Origin of the sequence: Vibrio sp. 947 (genome assembly GCF_033339115.1) — a bacterium.
Lineage (GTDB): Bacteria > Pseudomonadota > Gammaproteobacteria > Enterobacterales > Vibrionaceae > Vibrio > Vibrio alginolyticus.
The window spans coordinates 1-26,069 of record NZ_JAWOTX010000047.1 but is presented as its reverse complement, the minus strand read 5'-3'; the positions used below and the strand labels follow the sequence as shown (position 1 = coordinate 26,069).

General features: G+C 44.2%; 15 protein-coding genes and 2 pseudogenes. 9 read left to right on the top strand and 8 right to left on the bottom strand.

Translation table 11 applies throughout. The features are described 5' to 3' along the window. Positions 1-465 precede the first annotated feature (465 nt). Together R7Q39_RS28855 and galE are read left to right on the top strand one after the other, a co-directional pair. Positions 466-1,761, top strand: coding sequence for an endo alpha-1,4 polygalactosaminidase (locus R7Q39_RS28855; protein ID WP_318077177.1), 1,296 nt, complete (start codon positions 466-468; stop codon positions 1,759-1,761). A gap of 297 nt (positions 1,762-2,058) precedes the next feature. After that, a complete protein-coding gene (gene galE, locus R7Q39_RS28850; RefSeq protein ID WP_318077178.1) occupies positions 2,059-3,087 on the top strand; it encodes a UDP-glucose 4-epimerase GalE in 1,029 nt (342 codons plus the stop codon). A 569-nt stretch (positions 3,088-3,656) separates the two neighbouring features. Here the strand turns inward: galE and R7Q39_RS28845 are convergent. After that, positions 3,657-3,866: a hypothetical protein gene (locus tag R7Q39_RS28845; protein WP_318077176.1), complete on the bottom strand. Its 210-nt coding sequence runs from the start codon at positions 3,864-3,866 to the stop codon at positions 3,657-3,659. Between the two features lie 159 nt (positions 3,867-4,025). On the opposite strand from R7Q39_RS28845, the gene R7Q39_RS28840 reads away from it, so the two are divergent. Continuing rightward, complete coding sequence (locus R7Q39_RS28840) at positions 4,026-4,988, top strand: endo alpha-1,4 polygalactosaminidase (RefSeq protein WP_318077175.1); 963 nt, start codon at positions 4,026-4,028, stop codon at positions 4,986-4,988. Positions 4,989-5,013: 25 nt separating this feature from the next. On the opposite strand, the gene pelG is transcribed toward R7Q39_RS28840, so the two are convergent. The 7 genes from pelG to R7Q39_RS28805 are packed head-to-tail and all read right to left on the bottom strand — an operon-like array spanning position 5,014 to position 17,035. Continuing rightward, the gene (gene pelG, locus R7Q39_RS28835) at positions 5,014-6,387 is read right to left on the bottom strand and encodes an exopolysaccharide Pel transporter PelG (protein WP_225478260.1); all 1,374 of its coding nucleotides are present in this window, start codon (positions 6,385-6,387) and stop codon (positions 5,014-5,016) included. Next, on the bottom strand, positions 6,368-7,906 hold the full coding sequence (gene pelF / locus R7Q39_RS28830; protein WP_225478261.1) for a GT4 family glycosyltransferase PelF: 1,539 nt from the start codon (positions 7,904-7,906) through the stop codon (positions 6,368-6,370). The genes pelG and pelF overlap by 20 nt, the downstream gene beginning before the upstream one ends. Further along, positions 7,903-8,871 (bottom strand): HEAT repeat domain-containing protein, encoded by a 969-nt coding sequence (locus tag R7Q39_RS28825; RefSeq protein WP_225478262.1) that lies wholly within the window; start codon positions 8,869-8,871, stop codon positions 7,903-7,905. The genes pelF and R7Q39_RS28825 overlap by 4 nt, the downstream gene beginning before the upstream one ends. Beyond that, the gene (locus tag R7Q39_RS28820) at positions 8,849-10,180 is read right to left on the bottom strand and encodes a GAF domain-containing protein (protein ID WP_225481800.1); all 1,332 of its coding nucleotides are present in this window, start codon (positions 10,178-10,180) and stop codon (positions 8,849-8,851) included. Before R7Q39_RS28820 ends, R7Q39_RS28825 begins: the two co-directional genes overlap by 23 nt. A 51-nt stretch (positions 10,181-10,231) precedes the next feature. Then, the gene (locus tag R7Q39_RS28815) at positions 10,232-10,750 is read right to left on the bottom strand and encodes a hypothetical protein (protein WP_225478264.1); all 519 of its coding nucleotides are present in this window, start codon (positions 10,748-10,750) and stop codon (positions 10,232-10,234) included. Between the two features lie 12 nt (positions 10,751-10,762). Beyond that, positions 10,763-14,302, bottom strand: coding sequence for a tetratricopeptide repeat protein (locus tag R7Q39_RS28810; RefSeq protein ID WP_225478265.1), 3,540 nt, complete (start codon positions 14,300-14,302; stop codon positions 10,763-10,765). Positions 14,303-14,320: 18 nt separating this feature from the next. Beyond that, the gene (locus tag R7Q39_RS28805) at positions 14,321-17,035 is read right to left on the bottom strand and encodes an endo alpha-1,4 polygalactosaminidase (protein WP_225478266.1); all 2,715 of its coding nucleotides are present in this window, start codon (positions 17,033-17,035) and stop codon (positions 14,321-14,323) included. A gap of 767 nt (positions 17,036-17,802) precedes the next feature. On the opposite strand from R7Q39_RS28805, the gene R7Q39_RS28800 reads away from it, so the two are divergent. The 6 genes and pseudogenes from R7Q39_RS28800 to R7Q39_RS28775 form a co-directional block, all read left to right on the top strand. Then, the gene (locus R7Q39_RS28800) at positions 17,803-20,445 is read left to right on the top strand and encodes a DNRLRE domain-containing protein (RefSeq protein ID WP_225478267.1); all 2,643 of its coding nucleotides are present in this window, start codon (positions 17,803-17,805) and stop codon (positions 20,443-20,445) included. A gap of 164 nt (positions 20,446-20,609) precedes the next feature. Beyond that, entirely contained in the window at positions 20,610-22,442 is a 1,833-nt protein-coding gene (gene glmS / locus R7Q39_RS28795) for a glutamine--fructose-6-phosphate transaminase (isomerizing) (RefSeq protein WP_225478268.1), read from the top strand. A gap of 591 nt (positions 22,443-23,033) precedes the next feature. Further along, positions 23,034-23,792: pseudogene (locus tag R7Q39_RS28790) on the top strand (IS110 family transposase); the annotation flags it as partial. 52 nt (positions 23,793-23,844) lie between these two features. Beyond that, a complete protein-coding gene (locus tag R7Q39_RS28785; RefSeq protein ID WP_001927356.1) occupies positions 23,845-24,876 on the top strand; it encodes an IS630 family transposase in 1,032 nt (343 codons plus the stop codon). A 3-nt stretch (positions 24,877-24,879) separates the two neighbouring features. Then, positions 24,880-25,167: pseudogene (locus R7Q39_RS28780) on the top strand (transposase); the annotation flags it as partial. 315 nt (positions 25,168-25,482) lie between these two features. Then, on the top strand, positions 25,483-26,069 hold a 587-nt coding region (locus R7Q39_RS28775), incomplete at its 3' end, for an IS5 family transposase (protein ID WP_318077174.1).

Genomic DNA, 26,069 nt, shown 5'->3' with positions numbered 1-26,069 from the left:
TTGCAGGCTCACTGGTATCTAGAATTACGGATAATTTTCAGATTTTGAAACCAGCATCTTCAAGTTGAACGGGTATAGTTTTAAATAAAGACGATTTATATAAATTAATCTCTTATTTAAATCGTAAAATTTTGTATTGACAATATGAGCATGATTGCAAATCAAGTATATATCATTCTGTTTTCTCGATCAAAAATCAATTTGACTTTAAATTGACCTGTTTTTGTTTGATTATTGAACATATTTGCTGGTAACATTATCCCAACTTATGAATTAAAGCGTATTCTATACTCCTGTAAAAATGGAAAACGTAAAATCATAAATAATATCATGTAAACTTAATAAATACTTTAACCTCCTCCTTTGAGATAATAATCTAATTTATTTTCTACTTGTCGAATTTGTTCGTCACGGGAAGTTATTTTTATAATTTATTCTTTAACTAAAATTTTATAGGTATATAAGTTGGAAAAATTAAAATCTACTCAGTCTGGCAATAACAAGAACAAATTTACTAAACTTTGCGTAGCTGCTATAGCTCCTTTTTATCTATTAGCAAATCCCGGAATATCTATTGCAGCAACAGACAATTTACTAGCTGTAAACGACTACGTTGAAATAACAGAAATAACAGAAATAACCGCGACTACTATCAACGTATTAGTCAACGATACCTATGCTACAAAGCCAAATATCACCGTCACTAAGCCTTCTCGCGGAAAAGTACGTATCAAAAATAATGGTAAGATCAGGTATATACCTAACGGAAAGTTTGAAACAACAGATTCATTCACATATACCATCAGTGACGGTGTTAATAGTTCGACTGCGACGGTTAATATCTCTCTAGTTTCAGACGAAATCATTATTGAAAACGGAACTGATAACACTAGCGACGGTACAGAGAGCACCGACAACCCTGGAACTGATAACACTACCGACAATACAGGTAGTACAGACAATACGGGCACTAGCAGCGACAGATGGATACCTGCACCGGGTACAACATGGTCGTGGCAACTTGAAAACTATAGCAACGTAACCATTGACCCAGAAGTAGAAGTTTACGGCGTCGACCTTTTTGACGGCATCGACGAAGGTGTGATTTCAAATCTCAAAAACCAAGGCAAAAAAATAATCTGTTACTTTAGCGCTGGTACGCGTGAAGATTGGCGACCAGATGCTGGCGACTTTTCTACGGATTCTGTAATTGCAAACGGCGAAATGCAAGACTGGGCTGGTGAAGTGTGGCTAGACATCAGCAACCAAACTGCATTAAACAACAGCATCAAACCAATTATGACTGCGCGTTTAGAGCTTGCCGCGCAAAATGGATGTGACGGTGTAGAACCAGACAACGTAGACGCATTTGAAAATACTGAAGAAACTCAAGGTTACATCAGCTCAGCAGATCAGCTAAGCTACAACAAATGGCTTGCGACCACTGCGCACGAGAAAGGATTAAGTATCGGCCTTAAGAATGATATTGGCCAGACTGACGAACTAGTCGACTATTTTGATTATGCGATCAATGAACAATGTTTTGCTTACGGAAATGAATGTACTACGTACGAAGAAAACTTCCTAAAACAAAATAAAGCGGTATTTAATCAGGAATATTACACTCGTGGTAGAGGTGGAGAAATTGACGAATATACGTTCCAATACTCAGCATGTCCTTACTTTACAGAAGTGAAAATTTCATCAAACTGGAAAGTTGGCTACGCATTAGATGGAAAAGATGTTGTTCGTTGTGAATAAATAACATTGTTATCTAAGCTATTGATACTCGACCATCATCCTATTCTGGTCGAGTATTAATAGCAGAAATGAAAGTCTTTGATTCGAGAGTTTTGGCTGCTTCAGGTATCTACTGCTGAATGATGAAGATATGGCACTCAGAGATATATCTAACCACTGCATGAGTGATAAAGTGTCCCATTCGTAAATACTATTGTATTTATTAATGGTGATACCTTCTGAGTTAAGTTTACTATCATGGAAGAGGTAGTGATATTCAAGTTTTAAAAATCAGCAGGTAGTTATGGAGAATCAATGATGGAAGTACTAGTTACAGGCGGTATGGGTTACATAGGCAGTCACACATGTGTACAGATGATTGAAGCAGGTATCGAGCCAATCATTCTTGATAACTTGTGCAATTCCAAAGTCGAAGTCCTAAGTCGAATTGAAGCGTTAACAGGGAAGCTTCCTGAGTTTCATCAAGGTGATGTACGTGATGAAGCTTTCTTGGATTCGGTATTTGCTAAGTACAATATCCAAGCTGTTATTCACTTTTCAGGTTTAAAAGCGGTAAGTGAGTCGCTTGAGAAACCACTAGAATATTACGACAACAACGTGAATGGCTCACTGGTATTGGCCCGCAGCATGCGTAAAGCGGGAGTGAAAAGTCTTATCTTCAGTTCTTCCGCAACCGTATACGGGGATCCGGACGTTGTGCCTATTACTGAAGATTCGCCAACTGGCGCAACCACTAATCCTTATGGTCGCAGCAAATATATGGTGGAAGAATGTCTGAGCGATCTATTCCATGCTGAAAACGATTGGAGTATCACTTTACTGCGTTACTTTAATCCGGTAGGTGCCCACCCATCGGGGTGCATGGGTGAAGATCCACACGGTATTCCAAATAACTTAATGCCGTTTATTGCTCAAGTAGCTGTCGGCCGCCGAGAAAAACTGTCTGTTTTTGGTAACGATTACCCAACCTCTGATGGAACTGGAATTCGCGATTATATCCACGTGGTGGATTTAGCTGATGGCCATATTGCTGCGCTTAAAGCAGTAGGAAAAAAATCAGGATTACACATATATAACCTTGGTACAGGTAAAGGCTCAAGTGTTCTTGAAATGGTAGAAGCATTTGGATCAGCTTGCGGCAAGCCCGTTCCTTATGAGTTGTGCCCACGTAGACTGGGTGATATTGCAGAGTGTTGGGCGAGTACTGAAAAAGCAGAGCGTGAACTTGGCTGGAAGGCAACGCGCAGTGTCGCGGAAATGACGGCGGATACTTGGAAGTGGCAATCAAATAATCCCACAGGTTATGAAGCTACGTCCAAGCCGTAACTCCAATATAATGGGAGAATGCAGTGAAAAGAAATGTTTAGGAGTTGAGCAAGCGTTCGATCCATATATACAAGGCAATTTTCACTCCGAGTCTACTAAGTTTTTAAGAAATGCAGCTTAAAAAAACTGTATTGATGTGGTTGCGATATTTACTCAACTTGCCTACGCTTAGTCTATTAGCTTTACGTTGATGACGGTTTAGGTTGCCGAATCTGCTCCTCGTGTCAATCGAACGATGTCAGCTGACAGATAGTAAGCTAATAAGTAATTTGTAATAGTTATATTTCGCATAAAGTAATTGTAATTTATAGTGTTTTCATATCTGTATATTTTATTAAGTTAAAGCCCATTTTTACTGGGCTTTTCATTTTTGCCCTTCAAACTTTGCAGCAATGAAGGGAATCATTACAAAAATGTATCTTGTAGGCTTAAGCTCATCTTTAGTTATGTTAATGGCAGGATGTTCTACATCACCATCAGAATTAAAAGTAGTGGGCTTATATCGGGTAGTTTGTTTGACAGTGATCCATAAAGGGGGAGTCGATCAAACTAGAGAAGTAGCTCTTTGGTCAGTTCATCACTACAGCAATCAAAGAGCTGAGTAATTCGGCTAACAGGTCGAGAATAGGCTTCGATAGTTTTAGACCGTTTAACCTTACAGTTTTAGGTTGTAACGTGTTATTCGTAAAGCGCATCATATCGTTCAACTGCATTGAGTGGTTTTGCTCTGGCGCAGTTCTGTTTCGTTTAACAATTGAGACAAGCGTTAAAGTTGACATTTGGGTAGTTGGTGCTGACTATACTTAACTCTATAGCGTAGAATAATTTAATATTAATGGTGTGGTATTTATTTCATATAATATACATCTATTACCCATAAGATTTCTATTAGATTATGAATGATAAATTGTGCTTTTCATAATAAGTAGAGAAAGACAATGAAACTTATCGAGCAGTATAGCAAAGACATAACTTTTGCTGTTGTTATCAGTCTGACTTTATTAACAGCTTGTGATTCAGGAAAAATTGAAACAGATCCTCCAAGTCCTGAAAATCCACCCGTTGTCGACCCTCCACCTATAGAACCACCGCCGGTAGAACCCCCTGAAATGTGGGTTCCTACCCCGGGATCTAGATGGATGTGGCAACTGCAAAACTATGGCGACATGACGATTGATCCCAACATTGGCATTTACGATATCGATCTGTTCGACGGTATAGAGGGTGGCACCAATAGCCTAATTATGAAACTTAAAAATGCCGGTAAAAAAGTCATTTGTTATTTTAGTGCCGGGACGCGAGAAAATTGGCGCCCCGATGCTGACCAATTCACTCCCGATTCCGTCATCGCTGATGGAGACATGCAAGACTGGCCGGGTGAAACCTGGCTGAATATCGGCAATGAACAGGCGTTAAACGATACTATCAAGCCTATTATGGCTGCTAGGCTCGATTTGGCCAAAAATAATGGCTGTGATGCGGTTGAACCGGATAACGTTGATGGATTTGATAATACTGATGAAACCCATGGGTTAATTACCCCAGAACACCAATTAAGCTATAACAAGTGGCTTGCCAAAGAAGCTCATGCCAGGAGCTTAAGTATCGCATTAAAAAACGATATCGACCAATTAAATGATCTGGTATCGTCGTTTGACTTCGCGATAAATGAACAGTGTTATGCTTATAGTAATGAGTGCCAATCCTATGAAATTACGTTTTTAAATAATAATAAGGCGGTATTTAATCAGGAATATTATACCAGCGGTAAAAGTGGTGAAACCGATCTGAATACGTACAAAAATTTGGCTTGCCCATATTTTATCAGTGTTAAAATTTCATCTCTGTGGAAAATGAGCTACGAGCTAGATGGCGTAGGGGTGATGACATGTGATCAATGATACCTAATTGCTGTTTACCTACTGGCTATGGGCGTTGCAGCATAAATGTCTGATACTCAAGGTCTTCAAATTGCTTGTCGAGAGTTATCATGCCAATAACTGATACGATAAACATAGTGATGGCGAATCCATAGCCATAGAAAATCGGTCCAAGTATGATGGTGATAGCGGATAGTGTGACGTTTCCAATTGCCATTAACAATATCAGCCATAGTGCTGACATTCTTTTGTCCAGATAATACATGACATTCAGTATGGCCATAAATAACACTTGTAAGCTAACACCGACTAAATCAATATAAAAAAGATGTAAGTAGGTTAAGTCAATATTTAATAAGTTCAGAATATCTTCCGCCCATAGAATTAAAAGTAACAGTGTCATTCCTTGAACTTTAAATATCTCATACAGGCTTTTCTGGCAGGCGACAACCATATTATTTTTCAGCGAATGAATTTTAGTCAAGGTTGCCCCTTTGCGTACAGCATGATAAAAACGGATGCACGCATCAGCAAATTCTGTTTCCATATGGAGCATAAATACCGCCATACCAGGTACGACCGCCAAATAAGCGATGAAAATTGGCAGGTCATATATATAGGAAGCTCGGAATACATCGATGACTTGATGAGAGGTTCCCGTGTTGAACCAGAACACAAATTTATCCAACCATACCCCCAGGTTATAAAGTACGCCGCAGAATATCAGTGAATAAAACGTTTTTTGGGGATTAAGAAACTCAAACGAAATCAATCGCTCAGCAGGAAACTCCCGGATAATGTCATACAAGAAGGCAAACGTGAGGATGCCCTGGCAGAAACAAAAGATCAGCATCAGCCCCAACAGACCGGAGGGTGGCAGAGAAAAACTGAGGCCGAGCATCAAACCGTAACTGATTGCCATTGTTATCAAAATGCGATAGTACTTCTTCATGCCACTCAACAGTATAATGGCTAGCCATTGATTACTAAGCAGAATTAATGTGGTGAAGATAACAATCTTCAGCGTTGGCTCGAGAGTACCGGCAAGGTTTAACACAGCAGCACCGACGGCAGCTGCCAACACGCTGATAATCAGCATAGCACCAAGCAGGTTCGGTAAAATGCGATGTTCTTGCCCGATGGAGACTAGATCGGAAATATAGCGGGTAATCAAGAGTTGGAGTAGTCCGCTGATGATAAGCGACCCTGCCATCAAGTAGGTGACAATCACCAAAAACTGAATCACGACTTCGGTGGGAAAGCTCATACCAAGCGTCACCAGGCCGATAACCAGCATGGCAAGGATCGTCAGTATCCAGGGGCCTGAACTGATAATACCTGCCAGGCCGTAAGCTTCTATGATCGACAGCAGCGTGTTTTTTTGCAGAATCTTCCTTATTTCAAACCCAATCCCCGCCATTGATGGCCTCCTGATACAGCTTTTGATAAGCACCGTACATTCTGGTTTCGTTGTAATAGCGAAGCACTCGCTTCTTGCCGACATCACCGGCTTTTCGCCACGTTGCAGAATCTGCCAGAATTTGGGTAATCGCGTTGACCCCTTCCTGAGGGCTGGCTATGGGAATGACTTCTCCAGCGGAACCGAGCGCGGCATCTTCCCCCTCAGCGCCTTTTATTATCTCGCGGCAGGCTCCCACCTCGGTTGCAATACAGGGGATGCCTGAAGCCATTGCCTCCAGCAGCACCAGTGGCTGCGCCTCGCTGATAGAGGTCAGCATCATTACGCCAATGTTCGGCATGATTTCCGCCACGTTCTGACTGCCAAGCATTTTGATATTGTCACTCATGCCCAAGCTTTTGATCAGCAGATCGCATTCGTAGACGTAGTCTGGATCTTCTTCAGTTGGGCCGATGATCCAGCCTTCCAGGTCAGGCAGCTCTTCCACCGCCATTCGTATGGTGCGAATAAAGGTTTTGATGTCTTTGATCGGTACCACTCGTCCCACCAAACCTACGACTAAAGGGGGGTGCAAAGGTCTTTGTTGATAGGCTCTTTCAAAACGATCCACATTGATGCCATTGACTATCACCAGAGTGCGGTCATCCGGAGCTCCATCTTGGTGTTGTCGCTGTCGGTTGCCTTCAAACAGGGAGATGATTTTATTGGCCTGGTGATAGGCGGTGAGTCCGAGCTGCTCAAAAAATTGCACCCAGGTCTTTCGTATTAGATCCATCCCTTTATACATAGAGACATCCAGTGTGGCGTGGTGGCTATTGGCCCACTCAGCCTGCGACAGGTCTATTTTTCTTTCCTTGGTATAGATGCCGTGTTCAGTAAGCAGTAGAGGTTTTCCCGTGATTTGGTGGCATAGCGCACCAAGAAATCCAGCGTAACCGGTTGAAACACTATGGAATACTTTCGCATCCGGTAGGTTTTGCGATATTTTCGATAAAATGAACAACGGTTGATAAATGTTCCGGTAGGTCCAGAAGTAGTCGACGAACGATTCGGTATCTGCATAAGAGGTATACTGATAGGTCAACATGTCCCAAGAGGCGCGACTGTAAAGAAAGTCCTCCATTGTCAGATAACCGTGTTTGCCAAGTATTTTGGAAACACTGAGAAGCAACTCACTCGGGATAGGCGTCGAACTGTTGTTAAAATAGGACAGGAAAGCACGTAATGTTGCAAAATGTGTCTTGTTGCCTGAGCAGAGTCGGGGTTTGTATTTTTTTGCATCTGACAATAGGAAGTGAATCTCAAACCCGACAACATTGTCAGGTAACTGATAGGCCGGTTCTTTGTACAGGTCAGGATGCCCACCAAGAAAAATAAGATAAAACTTAAGTTCAGGCAGACCTAGAATGATCTGGTGTACCCAACTAGAAACACCACCTCGTACATACGGGTATGTGCCCTCAAGTAGCAGGCAAACGTCAACAGATTCCTTGGGCTGATTCCGTTTTAAGAATTTCATTTCCAATACTCTCTTATCTGGCTAGTTAACTCGCTATGTTGATCTGGAAAGTAAGTAATGAAATGTCGTACATCGCGGTAATTGCCAATCATATAGGCTGCTTCCGCCAGGTAGGGAGCAACTTGCTTGGTGATTGCTCCTTGGTTTTTGGCGCTGTTCAGTACCAGGATGGCGTCTAATGGACGCTTCTGCTTAAGAAAAACTCTCCCTAACAAAAGGTTAGATGATGCAGACTCTTGGATTTTATTGGCCTGAGTCAGGTACTGTTCGGCCTGTTTTAAGTAGAGTTGAATCAAAACGCCTTCAGCAATGCCAAGATAGCAAAGTTCCCAATACTGTTGGGCAAGCTCATATGCTTTGTGCGCTGTTGCCTTATGCTCAAATTGCTTTTTTAATAAGCTTATTGATTCATTTATTTCCGTCTCTATTCGTTCCAGGGAGGCATAGGCCTGTAACCTTACATCATCGGACAGATCTTTTGTTGCAAGTTGCAACATGGGCACGGCGTATTTATTGGGCAGATTACGAATCGCCGAGATAGCGAGTAAATGCCTTTCTGGATCGCTGTCATACAGCAGAATTTCACGCAAAGCCCCAACACCCAAATGTTCGACGGGGATATTTTTCGGATTCTTCGGCAATGGATTTTCTTCATATGCTCGCCAGGTGACGTTGCTTACTTTACGTGGCAGATGCAGTGCGACCATCAGCGAACCGAGCGTTCCCAACATGCCAATAACCGGAAGTAACCAGTTAAAAATAAACAGAAAACCCATCGAACTTTCTAATGGGTACTGATAGTTAGTTGGCATCATTAGCCAGCAGGCGGCACTCAAACTGACGCAGGCCAAAGTGTGGTAAGCCAGCGCGTATAGCTCAAAATGAGTTGTAACAGGGTGCTGGATTACCATGTATATACTGATGCCCTCAAGCACCAAAGCACTAAGAAGCAGCCATATTTTCATAGAAGTCTCCTAGTCGCACCATAACTTGTTGAATTTTATTCCAATCCTTTTCTACTGACAGTGGTCCGATGATTTTGAAATCGGCGTTAAGGGACGGTATTTCTACTGGAATCACTTCGATGAGGCGATTAGCAAACTGCTGCGCTCCATACAAGGTTGTCATCGGCAGCAACACGGCAAGTGCCTGCTGGCCGTTGACAGTCTGACAGTACCAGTAAATATCGGATCCACGGTGATGCTCGATTGCAGAGTTGAGTGCTCGTCGATGCTTGTTTTTGATATCGATACAGACGATCAGAGAGCTGTCTGTTCCGTAGTGTTTGTTGTTATTTCTGGCCCTGCCCAGATAGTCGAGAAACAGCGACCCCTGATTCTGTTGTAGAGTCGGGGCTATGATCTCGTCAGTCAACAGGTCAGCAGAATAGTTAGCAATGACGGAGAGTAATGCAATATTGGTCGGATTAAGCATGAAAAACTTGGTGCTTTCTGCCAAAACAGCGGCCTGGATTTCACCATGAGTATTAACCAACGGAATGCAGAGTTGGTAGCGAGACTTATGCTCCTGTTGCTCAGACAATTTGGCAACGGAAAGCAGTTGCTGCTCCTTCAACATTTCTTGCAGCATTGGGTCTGCGCGGTCTAACAGGTGCTGTTCGCCCCGAACCGCTACTGCAGTAGGGGTAATATTTCCCCCGTTAACCTGATAAAACCCGGCAACTTCTATCCCACCAATTTCTGCCATTAAGTTGAGGATAGGTTCAGCAAGGTTTTCCTGACGATGGTCAGTGTACTGGCTCGCAATATTGTCCAGGGCTTTAATACTTGATCGAAGACTGCTGCTCTGGCCAGCCGTGCGCTGTTCGAGCTGGTCATGAGACACTTTAAGCAAGTGGTAGTTTTTGGTGAATAGAGCCAGCTTATCACGCATATACTGATGCTCTATCGACAGACGACGGCTGGTGTTGTTCCAGTGATTTTGAAATTCACCGGCCAGCAAGGTGGCGAAGACAATACCGATCCCGTGAGAGAGCGGGAACTGTTGAAGATTACCGTCTAGCTGCATGATATAAGCGATGGCAATGTTGGTTACGACAGCGCAGGTTAATCCTTTGGCGAGCCCATAACGCAATGCGATCAGTATCGGACCAATCAATGGCCAGAAAAAGTTCTGCTCTACAAATGGCGGCATCAGTAATTCCGATTTAGTCCAGATATAAATAACGATCAACGTGACAACTGACGTCTCTAGCCAGGCCACGCCGTTGCTTTGATATCCGTTTACCATCTGTCTAATGTTCCGTTTACTCATATAGCACCATTGAGTCTTAATGTGTTTTTCTTGTCGACAGAAAACTGGCTACTATGGCCGAGTGATGACTATGCCATCGAGCAAGTTTTCAATTACAACCTGACCGGTGCCTGTAATACTCTCGCGTCCCCAGCCGACTCGGCTGCCCGACGCCCGCCAGTACACCTCACCAGTTTTGGCGGATTGAATTTCTAACGTTAAACCCACCGCAGGCTCGCCATCTAATCCGCTTTTGTAATGCCACTCTTCGATAGAGCCGGTAATGACATAATCTACCGGTTGGGTTGCTAACCACGCTTGGGCGTTTTGCTGCTTAACGCTTGAATCAAGCACACTGCGGAGATCATTGCTGTTTGTCGCTGGGTACCTAATCGTTCTGATGCCTTTTGCATAAAGCTGCGTGGCGACCAATTGTTCCGCTTTTTCTGCCGCCATTGGAGTATTGGCATTGTTGGTCATTGGCATGATGGCCCATGAGCTTGCCGCATTAAAAGTTGGGCTATCCGGTATTTGGTAATTGCTACATGAGAACAGGGTCATGCTCATTATTATCAGTAGGATATTCTTCATCTTATTGTCCTTTTAGAAACTGTAGTAGTAGCCCAGTGATAGTCGCAGTGACTCAGTACCGTTTCGATCCCGGCTTTGCCAGCTAGTCGTCAGGTAAAGCTCATCATTACCGATAATTTCCCAGCCCAGTCCGGCACTGACAGTGACATCCGGCTTTGAAGTGACCGTGTTGTAGCCGAGTGAAGTATCAAGCCAATATCGAGGTGAGGGTACTGTAGGGCCCGGTAGACCTGGTGTGCCGTGATACAGACGTTGACCAATGGACAACCGCTGATACCTGTCTGCAATGAAATCGCTGCTTGTGATAGGCGTGTTGCCCTGGTACCACTTATTGAACCCGGTTAAAGGTGAGTTGTCGTGTTTTATCCTGTGTGTTGAAATATCGGCGTATGCCTGCCAGGCGGGATCGTTAAAAAATAGCTGCTCGGTTGCGTGCAGATTCATGTCCCAGCCCTGGCCGATATTGTCATCAAATCGAGTTTTTAAATCATGATAGTTGAGCCGTAAAAAGAGGGATTCTCGGCTGGTCAGATTATAATGGGTGCTAAAGCCCAGGGTATTGTCTTGACCGGCAACGGTTAACAGTTTGCTCGCTTCTGTGTGTGAATTCAGGCTGAAGCTGAATTTAGCCTGCCAATCGTCATTAATGGCAAACTGATAATGTCCTTTTAGCCCGAGCCGTTGGTCACCAATACCATCTGCGACATCAAAACCTATTTCGGCACTGCTATCGGCAAATTGCTGGTGGTACGAACCTCTCAAGCGACGTTCGTTCTTAAGATCATTACCCTTAAGGTTGTCTGTTGCGCTTGTTTGCTGGTAGTCGCTGCCAAGTCGCCAGAAGCCATAAGGGTGCGGAGCATAGAAATCCAGGCTGTAACGGGTGATATCCCATGAACTAATCGATAAAACTTGGCCACGTAGACTGCGATTTTTATCCGGATTCTGCTGGGCATGCATTTTAAGTAACTGCGCTTCAGAGGCTTTATCCTGTATGGTGCCGAGCTGATTTTCGCCTTCATCCCATGCGGCTTGCTGCTGACCAACTTTCTGCAGCGCGGCATACTTGTCGGTAACGGGCAAATTAACCGAATTTTCCAGCAGGCGTTCTATGGCATCTTTATCGTTCTGCTTCATCGCCAGGGCTAGTTTCTGCCAATCAGGCAGAGGGTACTGGCCTAACGCGGTATTCTGTTGCCAATAAAGCAGGCGATCGGTTTGATTATTGGCCAGGTAATGGCTGTACAGCTCGGCAGTGCGTTCCGGGCTCGGTGCCGTCGTCGCCGCAAACTCAATCATCGATTGTGCAAAAGCAGGGCTGGTAAACATGGCGATTAGCGACCGGTAGCTGGCATCGCCCCCCTGGCTGGCCAGTAGTTCTTGTTTCCTTTGATTGAGAACGAATTTGCGCAGCTCGTACGCTTTATCTGACTGGCCGGTTTTTTCCAGCAATGTCGCGTAATTGAGCAGGATGGATACGTTAGGATCGTCGCTATTGAGCAGCAATTGTTTGTACCAAAGACCAGCTTCAGCCAAGTTGCCCAGTTGTTGATTGGCGGTAGCAAAAGCAAGCCATAAATTCTCATCGTCCGCCAATACCAGTTTATAACGGTCATAGAGTTCTGACAGGCGCTGATGATCGTTGGTTTCAATCGCTATCCACATTAAGTTGTTTATAGCGGTCGGGTCAGACGGAGAAATTTCCAAAATAGTCTGCAGCAGTTCAGTCGCCTGATCAGTTTTCCCCTCTTGTAAAGCAAGCTGAACACGGATATTTAACACGCCTAAATTACGGGCGAGCGATGGGGCACTAGCGGCCAGATTAACTAACTGTTTCAGACTGTCGCTATCGCCCCGTTGTTGGCTTTCAGCGATTAACATCAGCAGAATTTGATCGTTATCCATCTGTTTAAAAAGCGTGACCAGCATCGCCCTACTTTCGCTATCAAGGGGCGAAAGGACTTTTACGTATCGATAGATGTCGAGTTGGTCACTCTGGCGAGCAGCGAGTTGGTTAAAACTTTCTACCGCAACAGGGCGGTTACTGCTTTCCCATGCGAGCGTCGCGACGCTTTTCAGATATAGGTCCTCTGCATTCAGCCAGTTCCGGGGGGCGGTCAGAGCATTTAAGGCTTGCTGGGGTTGGTGCTGCATTAAATACATGTCTGAGGCTATCAGTGCTTCTTCTTGGGTAGGTGAGCGAAGTCGACGCAGATCACGCCATTGCGAGATAGCCGCCCGGCTATTGTTCTGATAGCTATAAAGCCGCATTTTATGGCTGATCAGTTGCGAGTCGTTAGGGCGTGTTTGTGCAAGTTCGATAACGCTTTTTAACGCAGCATCTGTTCCCTTAGACTTTTCAATCGCATCTACCCACTGTGAGTATTCATCCTGGCGAAGCAGATTCTGTTTGGCCAAGGCATCCAGAAAAACCCCTTCATAGTAGATATCACTTAATGCCTGAGAGTCTTCAAGACCATTACGAAGCTCCTCTTCTTTTGGGGAAAGAGGCAAGAGGGCAATGCCGACCGCCTGAGCATTTTTGATATCATCCTGCCAGCGGTAAATTTGGTGCAGTGCCTGATAATCTTGTGTGTCTCCCTCAAGTTCGATTGCTTGGTTTAATGAGGACGCTGCTACGGATAGTTCTCCCAAAGCGACGGCAATTTCAGCACTATGGCGATAGTGGCTCGCTTCCGGCTCGACTTTAACCAGCTTGTCGAGTTGCTCGAGGGCGACATCCAAATTGCCGACTTTCTCTGAATGGTCGCTTGATGCTTTTAGGAAATCAGGGGCGTTAGCGAGAGTGCCTTGATACTGCTCGATGAATTCTTTACTTAGTTGTGGTTGATCTATGGCAGTAAACAGGTCAAACAGGGCGTTCGCATGCGGCATATCTTCAGAATGCTGGAACGCTTGTTTGCTCAGCGATAATGCGGAATCGTAGTTTTCGCCCTGTAATGCCAGAGAGATTAGCTCGTCGTAGTCGGTCACACCACTTGCAAGGTGCGGATATAAATAGTTCAGTCCTTTTAAAGGCAGGTTAAACCCAATGGCGGCATCGGCAAAACGACGGGCAAGTTCGTCATCAGGGACAGCATTAATCTGATCAAAAAATGCGGTTAACTTCTCTGCAGCTTGCTGCTGTTGTTCTGGTTTTGCATTGTAGTAGCGGGCGAGCAGCACCGATAAATAAGATTCAGTTGCCTGCCAGTCTCGCTGGCCATTACTGTCAATTAACATCGATTCCAGCAGACGGCTGGCATCGTCAAGTTGACCAAGTTGGACGTACTTATCGGCTATTTGCCTCACGATATCACGATTTTTCGGATCGAACTCATACAACTGATTCAGAAAAGCCAGGGATACCTGAGGAGAGGCGGACTGCTCGATAAGTTGAATTAACATCAGCTTGGTTGGAGCAACAAACCACATCGTGCCGAGCGAAAAGACCGCGATAAGTGCCAGAGCAGACTTGCTGATTAGCCGAGTTCTGGGTTTATTCTTCGCTATGTAAGATTGCTCTTGTGGGTTGTCGCGTACTTTCATCATGAGCTCCTCATATTCTAACTATCGTAGAGGTACACAGCGAAGTGTCCCGGACAGAACTCCGCTTTTCGATGAATGGAACTGGATGGAACCTTTTGAGATAACGCGCTTGCTAAGAGGTTCTCCTGTAAGTGGCTGGCAATCTTGAGCGCCATAGATTGTCAGTTCTAGTGGCCGGTGAGACTGTATTGACCAATTGATAGCACTTCCGCTCTGCTGCCATTTAAGCAGCACACCATTAGCACTCTGTAGTCGGACTGCTTTTGTATCGTTTGGATGAGTCGAAAACACCGTGCGAGGTTGCTTAAGAATAAGGAATTTACCATCTTTAGCTTGATTCCATCCTGCTAAATCCAGCCCTGCTGGATAACCAAGTTTATCGGCCAGTCGAATGCTTTTTACGCCGGAAGAGGTGACCTGCCAGCGGCCATCCAACGTTTTCGCTATTCCCGTTTCGTATAGACTTTGGGCTCGCAAGGCATACTCACTGAGAAAAAGTGGTGTTGTCGGTTGAGAGATTGCCCAGTCATAGACTGATTTCAGAGCTTGGAGTGAGGCAGGGTACTCCGCAGAATACATGTTGAAATAAATACTGATGGGTTTTAATCGACGAGGTTCGCCCAGAATGGCAAAAGTCTCAAGCACACGACGGTAACCATCATAGTTCGCGGTCCACTGCCGGGTATAACTTAGCTCATTAGCGATGGGGGCGTAGACTTGCACAGCATTGGGATACCATTGAATTGCAGCAGAAACTCGTGACAAGTCATCGGCACCATTAACGGCATAACTGTTGCCGCCATTCACATTTAACAAATGTGCATTAGTGGCCACCGTTAGCGCTTGTTGGTCCGGATCAGCCTGACCAGACCAAAGTATCAGTTTGGCTTTTTTACTAGCAGGGGCGAGTTGAGCATTAATGTACTCGGTACTCTCGACTATCTCATGTCGGATGTTTGTTGAAGAAGATGGTTGTTTGGCATTCTGGTCGCCAGAATCCGGGTACCAATATTCTGGGTGACTATAGGTATGCGAGGCAATTTCAACATTGCTTTGGCTGAATATCTTTTTGGCAGTCTGAGTGAGCGCTTGTCTTTTTGCCTCTGCTATTTCGCGGCTGGCTATGTCTCCGGCAACCACAGAAACGGTAACAGGAAGCGAGTATTTGCGCAGGATTTGCTGATAAACGACTTCTCCGGCAGTGGGCGTATCTGGTAGCCAGGTTTTGGACCCAAAACCATCACCATCAATATGGCTGGTCAAAATACGTTGGCCTGATTCAGTGGTGATATCGGCCGAAGGAATCACTGGAAGATTCAGTGTTACTGCGATCAGGCGGAACGGATCAACTGCCCAGGACTGCTGCCCATTGGCAAGGTGATTCATGGGTAGTGGGCTCAACGCCGCGCCGCCCCAAGGCGCACTAAATAAGAGCGTTGACTCATTGCCAGACTTATCAACGAAAGACACCAAGGTTTTGACATTGGAATTGTTAGACTGCCAGGCAGGGGAGGAGTCAAACGCGCTGAATGACACCGGGTAGTGTCCCGCCGTCCAATCTTTGCCTTTTCGCTGTTCTGTTTTCCCGGAAAGTTTTCCATCAGCTTGAATTCCGAGCTTGGCTAGCAATTTGGGGTCGGTGGGCAGGGCGTTAATAAACAGAACCGGAACGGAACCGATCAGTTGATTTACCCAGTTTTGTACTGCTGGAAACTGCTGGAACCCTCCTTCATCTAACCAGATGACTACACCGGCATAGCGACTAATGTCCAGGTTATTTAAGGAAACAAACTTTATATCAACACATTCAGGCACATACCCAAGATATTCAATAGGCATTGCCAGGTTACGATGACATGAAGAGGCCGCTGGATTCATGTCCGAGCTATCATAGAGCCCCAATACTCGCCGGGCAATTGGCTCGACGCTACTTGTTCCAAATTCATACAGTAATCCGTCACTGATATAAGGTGTGTTTTTTTCATCGATGAGGCGCTGAGCGGCCCGTTTTTGATCGGCTCTTCGTGAAGCAGGAATATAGTCAATGACTATGGTTTCTATCCCTTTAGCTTTGACACGATCGAGCTGGTTGTTGAGCCACTTGGAATCATTGGCCGAGGTTTCACTGTATGCCTGACTAGCAGGGTCATATTTATGATATAGAGATTCGGCGACCACGGCATAAGGTTTAAAAGACATTGAATCCAGTAGTTCAAAGCCGCGATTAAACATCAATTTAGGCTTGTTGGGAGAGTTGCTTAATGCAGTCAAGATATTGATCAGGGCACTTTGTTGTGCTGGCAAATCGTAGTCACTTTGATTAAGCAGGGTGTAACTATCTAAGGTATCCAGAAACAAACCATCGAAGTGTTGATTGGTGAGTAAGGCGGCCTGGTCGAGTAAGTAAGTTTGCCAATTGGATGAAGTCAGGTTCATCACATAGCTATTCCAATTGCGGTTTTTTAATGGAGAGTCTGCGAGTAATGACGCAGGCAGTGTCGCTCCACTGTATTCACCCACACTAAGATAGGCGAATACCAATGTTCCGGAAGTTTGAAGAGTTGCTATCTGTTTTGGGGTAATAAGCATTGGATTGACGACCACCCGGTCATAATTCATTAACTCACGTACTGAATCAATCTGATTGTAATAGAAGGCAATAGAGGAGGGCATACTCCCAAAAGCGGTAGCATTGAAACTTCCTATTAAAAGAAAAATCATAATCGAAGATCGCATGCGACACCCTAGCCTCATATGTGAACTGGGTAAAGTGTGTATCCGTTCTGTATATATTGCAAAAAATAAACTTGGCTCTAAATATTAAATACGATTTCTTAATTTTGAGAAAATTTACCGGTAAGGAAAGTAACAAAACCATTGCACTTTAGACATAGAAAAACTTGGTTATAAATAGACTGCGATAGATTGATGCAGTTATCTGATTGATTTATAAAGCGAGCTGATTATAAGATTTAATATTTGCTCATTCACAGCCTCTTTATTATTACAAAGACGGACCACTTTATTATGCGATATTGAACTCTACCTGCTATGTCAAGCCATCTGGAAAAGGCGTTAAAAGTGTTACCGCCAATGGCTTACTTTTGCCACGATATTAGCTAGAAAGTTTTTGCATAGCATTAGATTTCTGTGCCAATGAGTAAGATGCCAACTCTCTAGAAACCCACGTTGGAAAAGGGCTCGCTTCATTACCCTCCAGAACGATCCAATGTAATTTGTCACGTTGTCACATTATAAGGAACCGAAAAAATAGACTATTGATAGTATTATTTTTAAGACTTGCCTAAACTGTGACCTTGTCTACACTTGAACGCGTGAAACCGTGCTCATTTAAGACATTGGTATAACCAAGTCAACTGGGCGCTCGCAGCATGGGGCCGACGTCGTAATAAATCAGAATCTGTGATGCAGCTGTACAGCTGATGGCCTGGGGTTACAACGGCTTAAATCGAAGCCAGACACTTTCTTAAGGATAAGCAATTATGTTTTCTAGACACATTGCTGAAAAGATATGCGTTAAACAGATATTTCTTTTGTGCTTATTGTCGTCGTTTTCAGCTTCTTCATATTCGGCAGACACACTTCCTAATGTTGCCTTAAAGGTATTGGTTATCTCACCTACTGCGGACACAAATGAAACCACTTCAGATGGTAATCTGAATCCAAATTATGCGCGCGGACTGGACACAATCGACGATATGCTGGATGAGATGGGAGTGCCATACGATGTTCTTGATGCCAGTACTGAAGTCCTAGACTGGGGTAAACTGGTCACTAACGGTCAGGGCAACTATAACGGCATCATTCTAACTAATTCATTTCTTTATTACCCAAATGAAGGCAATCCATGGAACTCTGCCTTTACGTTGGAAGAGTGGCAGCTACTTCATGATTATGAGCGGGAATATAAAGTGCGCGAATCAGTGATGTCTGGTGACCCGATCCCATGGTGCTGGGCGAAACAAGATTTAGATCTAGATTACGGCATGCACTGGGAAGGAGTAGATCTTACTTATAGTGATTTAACCGCTCGTTGGAATATTCCCGTCGGCTCTAGCAACGATAAAGAAGTATTTGAATATGTTAATCGAGACCAGCCTGTAGCGTTGATAGGAGAAAAATTTCTGGCTACACCAAGAGGTAGTGCTCTTTACTGTAGTCCAGAAGTGGTACTTGATGCGACCGCAACACCGTTGTTAATCGACCAAGCTTCAGGCAAAGCTCTAATATCCAGAGTTGAGTATCCTGATGGGCGTGAAGTACTGCTTTCAACAGTGACTAACTCTTGGTATTTAATTAACTCCCAAGTATTGAACTATGAGTTCCTAAACTTTGCAACTCAAGGCGTATTTATTGGTTCGCGTAAAGTCTATCTGGCTGCCCATATAGATGACATATTTATCGCAGATGAAATATGGGATCCTGTTTCGAATACAACCCCAGGCAACTTGAGTTATCGCACGACGCCAGCAGATATTCAAAATGTCGTAAGCGCCAACGCGAACTTCATAAACAGTAATTCTGGTCTGATGTCTGATTACAAACTGGATTTCACCTTTAACGGTATAGGAGCTGCAAGACCACCTTTAAAATCGCAGCAGGATACCTATATTGATTCTTCAAGACGCCGTGCTAGCAACGGCGATCAAAAAACCGCTTATTCATTAAATATTTTCAAAATATACAGACAACATGCATTGTTCGATTTTGGTAGCGTTCAATTGCCTGCTGGAATTGATGGTAATCCGGAGGCTGCGAGAGCAATACTCACTATTACCACAGCAAATAATGTCCACTCACCTAGCGGGCATGTATGCATGGTAGACAGAGCTTGGGACGAGTCAGCCAACTGGCGAGACAGATTGCGGACAGGATCATGTGTTCGTTATACCTATAAGCCGAGCAATGGCACAGACACCAAAGGTATTATTGAAGCTGACGTCACTTCGATTGTAAATCAGTGGAAAGAGTCTGGTGGATCCAATAATTTTGGGTTCCTTGTTAAAGCGAAGAAAAACACTTGGGTTGAACTTTATACTCGAGAAGCAGATAACGAAAGTTATCGTCCGAAACTCTATATAGAATATTTGCCTGATTCTCAGCCTCTGACTGACGCGATAGTAGCGAATGCAGATCATTTCCGCTTTATTAACCATACGCTGACTCACCGGGATCTGTATACCAGTTCTGGTGCGACTTTCGGTATCGCGTATGATGAAATAAACGAAAACTTTAAAGTTTGGGAGGAACTAAATTTCCCAAATTATATAAATGATTCAAAAGTACTGGTAACCGGTAACCACTCTGGACTCGAAGATGCCGAAAACTCAGATGGGGAATATTCGCCTGATTTGGTGACTCCGTATCCTCTGGGGTTGAACATGGCGCTTGTCGATGTGTTGGAAAATTTGGGCATAGAATATCTTGCATCTGACTCGTCTCGTGTATGTCAAAACAGTGCTCAGTTTTTACCATCAATACCGGTTGATACTTGTGAGGACTTAGCATCAGCGCCAAAAAGTCGTGTGGTGTTGTTGCCGCGTTATCCAACATCGGTATTTTACAATGTAACTACGCCTGCAGAGTTAACTGATGAGTATAACTATATATTTTATGAACGGTATAAAGAAGATCCTACTTCTCCACTTTATGTAGAGGGAAGACCATGTGACGTGTATCCAGGATCAATTTGCGAGCCTCGCAACTATGACGAAATATTGGCAGCCGAAGCCGAAACAACATTGCGTCATATGCTGTCGTTTAAACCATGGCCTCACTACTTCCATAGCTCTAATCTGCGTAATTATAGCGGTGGAGATACACTGGTTTATGACTGGCTAAATGCCGTCGTGAATAAATATAATTCCTATATGCAGTTACCAATAATAAATATTGATTACTTGAGTAACGGTGAAATGAGTAAAGAAAAACTGCTCGCAAGCGAAGCTAATGTAAGAGGAGTATGGGATCGAAATGCCAATACAGTCACCGTTACTGCCGATAGTCCTGTGACCGTTCGAATGACAGGGCTGGAAAGCAGCGACAATTATGGCGGCCAATATCAATTGAAAGCTACAGTGGATGAAAATGGTGAAGTATTTACCGTAAACCGCTCACTTGATTAAGGTGCCGTAAGGTTAGTTTTTTCAATTTAATAAAAACCCCGAAAGCATCCCGTCTTTCGGGTTTTATTTTTCCAACAAACTGTTTATTTACAAACACAGCAAAGCATTGTTTGTGTTGCACACGCATTGCTTTTCAACGCTATGAAATTAACGGAGTAAATATTATGTGTGGAATAGTAGGAGCAGTCGCACAAAGAGATGTCGCAGAAATTCTTGTAGAAGGTTTACGTCGCCTTGAATACCGGGGTTATGATTCTGCCGGTATCGTGGTGGTAAACAACGAACACCAACTGACCCGGGTTCGCCGCCTGGGTAAAGTACAGGAATTGGCGCATGCTGTAGAAGCGGAGCAAGTCATCGGTGGCACCGGTATTGCGCACACCCGCTGGGCTACGCATGGAGAACCATCTGAAGCCAATGCACACCCTCATATGTCAGGTGATATTGCAGTGGTACACAACGGCATAATTGAAAACCACGAAGACCTGCGCGAGCGTTTACTCGATAGTGGTTACCGATTTGAATCCCAGACTGACACGGAAGTTATTGCTCACCTTGTAGAATGGGAGTTGCGCGGAGCAAACTCTTTGCTTGAAGCAGTACAAAAGACCACGCAGCAGTTGGTAGGGGCGTACGGCATGGTAGTGATTGACCGTAATGATCCATCACGATTAGTGGTAGCACGTTCTGGCAGTCCAATCGTCATTGGTCTTGGGGTGGGGGAAAATTTCCTAGCCTCTGATCAGTTAGCTTTGCTAAGTGTGACACGCCGCTTTATTTATCTGGAAGAGGGTGATGTCGCTGAAGTCACCCGTCGAGAAGTACAAATCTATGATGCCAAAGGCAATCCTGTCGAGCGTGAAGTCATCGAATCTAAGGTTGAGCAAGATGCTGGCGAAAAAGGCGGTTACCGCCACTTTATGCAGAAAGAGATATTTGAGCAGCCGCAAGCACTGGCTAGCACCATGGAAGGCCGCATCAATATAGATTCTGTTGTGACAGAAAGTATTGGTGTTAATGCGGTTGAAATCCTTAGCAAAGTAGAGCATGTGCAAATCATCGCCTGTGGGACCTCGTACAATGCAGGCCTGGTGGCACGCTACTGGTTTGAAGGTATTGGTGGAGTCAGTTGCGATGTAGAAATCGCCTCCGAATTCCGCTACCGAAACTTTGTTACTCGCCCTAATAGCCTGTTGATTACTCTGTCTCAATCCGGTGAAACCGCCGATACGCTGGCAGCAATGCGCTTGGCCAAAGAGCGCGGTTACATGGCCATCATGACTATCTGTAATGTGTCTGGTTCATCTATGGTCCGTGAAGCTGATATTGCCTTCATGACCCGGGCGGGAACCGAGATTGGTGTCGCGTCCACAAAAGCGTTCACTACTCAACTGGCATCGTTATTAATGCTGGTTACTGTTATCGGTAAAGAGCAGGGGAGAATAAATAGCACTAAAGAAGCCCTAATAATCGAAGCTATCCATGCTCTACCGGCCGATGTCGAGAGTGCCCTGGCATTTGAGAAACAGATACAGCTGTTGGCAGAGGATTTTGCAGACAAGCAGCACACGCTGTTCCTCGGTCGAGGAGAGTTCTATCCAATTGCCATGGAAGCAGCATTGAAGCTGAAAGAGATCTCTTACATCCATGCGGAGGCCTATGCCGCCGGTGAATTAAAACATGGCCCTCTGGCCTTGATAGATGCTGATATGCCGGTAGTGGTGATTGCGCCAAACAATGAGCTATTGGAAAAACTGAAATCCAATGTTGAAGAAGTACGTGCGAGAGGTGGATTGCTGTACGTGTTCGCTGATGAGGAGTCCGGCTTCGAAGAGGATGAACATATGAAAATCATCTCAATGCCACATGTCAGTGACGTAACCGCGCCGGTGTTCTATACCATTCCGATGCAGTTACTGGCTTACCATGTGGCTCTTATCAAAGGAACTGATGTTGACCAGCCTCGTAATTTGGCTAAAGCAGTAACGGTTGAGTAGCCCCTAACGTGATAATTTAAAAATTTGTGTGAGAGTAATAAAGTATTGAACCCGAGAATAAAGAATCATACTGACGAGGTAATAAAGTTTCATACCAGCTAAAAATCAATAGGTTAATGTCTTGAACCTGAAGTTTTTATGCTAAAACCTGCCTTTTAGTATGATACTTTATTTTTGAAGGTTGCATTTACGACAACCAACTATCAATAACTTACGCGATGTTCAGTATGACTCTTTAAAACTGTCTGACAATAATAGCTAGGGCAGTGTGAGTATGATTCTTTGACTAAATTAGCTTAATGTTTGAATGAGTTTACTTAATTTGACTTTGGAGCAGTGAAAGAAGTTAACCTAAGGATGCGTTTGTACTTATATGTACTTTCTCGTGTTGTTAATCTCGTTATTTTCAGTTCTAAAAGATATTTAATAGATTAAGGAGCTTTCATGGAAAAGTGGTTAACTGAGATTAACGAAGTAATGATAGAAGCGCTGGACTTAGTTTCAAGAGGCTTTGATGTGATGGACGCACCTCCCTTCTAGCACCGATGTACCAAACTAATGGTGCAACCAGTAAGAACAGGAGTAATCATCATGTCTATTAAAGTTGTCGGCATCGATATAGCCAAAAACCTCTTTCAAGTATGCGTGTTGAGTGCTGATGGACAAATCTTGTCAAACCGAAAGGTAAAGCGTGACAAGCTTCTTGATACAGTCCGTCAATTTCCAGAGCAAACGGCTATTGCGCTGGAATCATGCGCAACTTCGCATCATTGGGGAAGAATATTTCAAGAGCTGGGCCATAGGGTCGCTCTTATCCCAGCTCAGCACGTAAAACCATTTGTTGGGCGACAAAAGAACGATGCCAACGATGCGAGAGCTATTTGCGAAGCCTTTTCAAGACCCGATATTCATTTTGTTCCTGTTAAGTCTGTTGAGCAACAAGACCTCAAAGCTATACGCAGTGTTCGTAAACGTTTAGTGGAAAACAGAACAGCGCTTGCTAATCAGATCAGAGGACTTGCCGCTGAGTACGGAGTGGTTTTCCCTTTGTCTATTAAATCACTGCGGAGTCATTTGCCGTTAGCGATTGAAGATGCTGAGAATCAGTTGTCTCATGTTATGAGAAGCTTACTGCAAACACTGTACTGTAACTTTATCAATATCAGCGACGAAATTGATGAAGTTACTCAAAGCATAACCAGATTGAGCCAACAACATCCGAGGTATGAGGCAGTTAAGAATATCCCTGGTTTTGGTCCGATTTTGACTGCTGCAATTATTAGTGAAGTAGGCTCTGGCAAACAGTTTCAAAATGGGCGGCAATTCTCAGCTTGGTGTGGATTATACCCGTGATCATTGAAGATGCTTGATTTTCGATAGAATCAGGATCATGCTACGAACCATGAAAATTACACTGACTCCTCAACAGAAACTGCAACTCGAACAAATGCACGACATTGAACGTGATAGTCGAGTTTGCGACCGTATTAAGGCTGTTTTGCTGGCTTCTGAAGGCTGGAGTCAGACTATGATTTCACAAGCTCTTCGTATTCATGAATCGACCGTTGCTCGTCATCTCAGCGACTACGTTCTTTCTGAAAAACTTAAGCCTGAAAATGGCGGAAGCCAAAGCAAGCTTTCTGCTACTCAAACCATGCACCTAATCGAGCATTTGACTGAGAAAACCTATTCTCATACGCATCAAATTGTCACTTACGTTAAAGAGACATTTGGACTGGATTACACGGTTTCTGGTATGAATAAATGGCTTCACCACAATGGTTTTAGCTACAAGCAACCGAAAGGCGTACCACACAAGTTTGATGAAGCACAACAGCAAGCATTTATAGAGGCTTATGAAGCGTTAAAGGCAAGCTGTGGCAAGGATGAATCGATAGTCTTTATCGACGCAGTTCACCCAACACTATCAACAAAAATATCTCATGGCTGGATACGAACTGGTCAGGATAAAGTGATTGAAACAACGGGTAATCGTAGCCGATTGAACATTATTGGCGCACTGAACTTGTCGGATATTGGAGCAACCATTGTTCACAACTATGAGAGCATTAACAGTGAATCGATTGTTCGCTTTTTCTGTGAGTTAAGAAAGAGTTATCCCTTAGCTCATAAGCTTCATATCATCTTGGATGGTGCGGGATATCACCGCAGTGACTTAGTCAAAGATGCGGCGTTTGTCCTGAATATTGAACTGCATTATCTTCCACCTTACAGTCCAAACCTCAACCCAATCGAGCGGCTATGGAAAGTAATGAATGAGAAGTCGAGGAACAACGTTTACTTCAAAAGAAAACGGGACTTCAAGGCGGCAATAGACCAATTTTTTGCAGTGACTCTTCCAGAGATCGCAGGCTCTTTGACATCTCGAATTAATGATAATTTTCAGGTTCTCAAGCCAGCATCTTCAAGTTGATTCGGTATAGTTCCCAAACAAAATAGCTCGGGTGGGAAAAGTAGCCTAGGGACGTTGTCAAAGAGTGGCAACCGCGACTTGAGAACCTTGCTTATTCACGGCGCACGCGCAGTTGTACGGTGTAGAACAAACAGCATGGATCCTATGGGCGTTTGGCTCAGAAGCCTGATTGCACGTCGTGGGAAAGCTAAAGCTATAGTCGCTTTGGCAAACAAGCTCGGTCGCGTGGTCTGGCGTGTTTTATCAACCGACTGTGAGTACGATATCAATCGTGCTTTTAAGCCACTGTAATTAATGAAATATAGCATTTTAAATAGCAACTGAGTTTGCAATAGCTGATGAAGAAACGGTGAATCATCCTTACTACACTCTGATTAAGCAACAGGTTTATCGAAACCGAGGCTTTGAATAGACAGTTAGGAGCGGATTACATCATGGCGCTGGTCTGTTATTGACCTAGATAGACGTCGGATATATGTTAGCGACCGTACCATTCAATTAGCAATTGCATCCAGAGGTGCGTCCATATATGTTGCTTAAATCGGTGGAACTAAATCAAAAATCTACGATCTGATCGTGGCTATACCCATCAATCGTCGTAGCCTCATGCCTAAACCTCGTTACAAAACAACTAACTGGAAGCAATACAATAAAGCCTTAATCAACCGTGGTTCTCTGACCTTTTGGATTGATGAGAAAGCGATAGCCGAGTGGAAGCAAAACAAACAAGGCAAGCGTGGTAGACCTCGCCGATTCAGCGACTTAGCCATTACTACCGCACTGATGGTGAAACGCGTTTTCTCTATGCCATTGAGAGCGTTGCAAGGTTTTCAAGACTCCGTATTTAAGCTGGCTAACATCACGCTTGTTTGCCCGCACTACACCTGTATAAGCCGCCGAGCTAAGGAAGTTGAGGTTTCATTTAAAAACAAAACCAGAGGTGCGATACAACATCTGGCAATTGATGCCACTGGCCTCAAGGTTGATGGCGAAGGTGAATGGAAGGTCAAGAAGCATGGAACTGATGGGAAGCGAAGAGTCTGGCCTAAGCTGCATATCGCGGTAGATACAAGCACCCACGAAATAGTCGCAGCAGAGCTGAGCTTATCTAACGTAACTGATGCCGAAGTGCTCCCCAACTTACTCAAGCAGACACGTCGTAAAATCATTGAGATATCAGGCGATGGCGCTTA